Below are 1,231 nucleotides of genomic sequence, written 5' to 3'. Positions count from 1 at the left end.
TTTTCGGGCATGCACATAACAACGGGCAAAGCCAAGTGCCTTTATTATCCTTCTGTTGCGCCCTTGTCAAAACTATTGAGCTTTACTATCTTGTGACATAATCCGCAAGGCGCCTGTCCTTGCACGAGACCGTTAGCTGCTATTAAAAAGAAATGGACGAAGGACTATTCAAACGACTAAACCTAAGAGACTTTTTAAAGGACTCTCCATTTCTAAATCCACTTAAGGAATATTACCCTGATTATCTGAAACAACTGCTAGAGAGAACTTTAGACTATTGGAATCAGAGAGACTTAGAAAAGGCGAAAGAGCAAATAGCGACATTCAACTCAAACTTTGATGGCTTTCAAATAGGCAAACTAATTGAGCTCGCGATTGATTTTAAAGAAATTGATGCTGAAAAGACAATCGAGTATTTAGATAGTATTCCTGAAGACCAAAGAGAAGAAACTTCAATCGCGTTTGCATATCATTTCGTAAAAGCGGTTTTGTATTTCAGTTTGTGGGATATTGACGAAACCCGAGAAGAATGTACCAAAGCAATAATCTTAGACAAAAAATTAGGAATAACATATTATCTGCGGGGAACTTGTTATGCGTTAAGGGAATTGCACCGCAGTGCGATTCCAGACTATAAGAAAGCCTTAAAAGACGATTACAAAAAGAATGAGATTACTGCAAACCTTGCTTATAGTTATTTAAGAACCCAGAATCACTGGAAGGCACTTCGGCTGCACAAGAGAATAGTTGACAAATTTCCTAACAACGATAAAGTTCAATACAACACCGGCCTTTGTTTCAAACGATTTAAGAAGTACAAAAAGGCAGTATTATATTTTGACAAGGCAATTGAGTTAAACCCAAACAATGCAGGGTATAAGCTGACAAGGGGACGAGTACTAATGAGACGAAAAAGACATCAGGAAGCTGAACCCGATTTAAAGTTTGCGTCTGACTCAGGCAATCAGATTTCAAGAGAACTACTAAGAACCAACTCGGAAGTCCTTGAAAACAAGATTTCTTCAAAACGAGCGAAATGGACGTGACCCTATGCCTTGAAGGATTTTCCTAAAAACCGCGATGCCGCCGAAGTAGCGTTTGCGCATTGTTAGCCGCTGCCCAATAATTATTATTCATCGGGTTAAACCGGTGCCAAACAAAAGTTGCTCACTCAAGTAGCTCCGAATTGCTTAGGCCTACGGCCTGATGCGCAGTATCAGTCAAGCGATCG

The 1,231-nt window shown here is 40.0% G+C and carries 1 protein-coding gene; it reads left to right on the top strand.

What is annotated here, in order from left to right; translation table 11 throughout:
* The first annotated feature begins 152 nt into the window (after window positions 1-152).
* Window positions 153-1,046 carry a tetratricopeptide repeat protein gene (locus tag J4F31_11110; GenBank protein ID MCE2497106.1) on the top strand — a complete coding sequence of 298 codons (894 nt, stop codon included), beginning with the start codon at window positions 153-155 and terminating at the stop codon, window positions 1,044-1,046.
* The last annotated feature ends 185 nt before the right edge of the window (window positions 1,047-1,231 follow it).

The organism is Flavobacteriales bacterium (assembly GCA_021296215.1).
Lineage (GTDB): Bacteria > Bacteroidota > Bacteroidia > Flavobacteriales > ECT2AJA-044 > ECT2AJA-044.
This window is presented reverse-complemented; position numbering and strand designations above follow the sequence as displayed.

Coding starts and splice junctions, on each gene's coding strand:
- J4F31_11110 (MCE2497106.1), top strand. CDS start 153: ATGGACGAAGGACTATTCAAACGACTAAACCTAAGAGACTTTTTAAAG.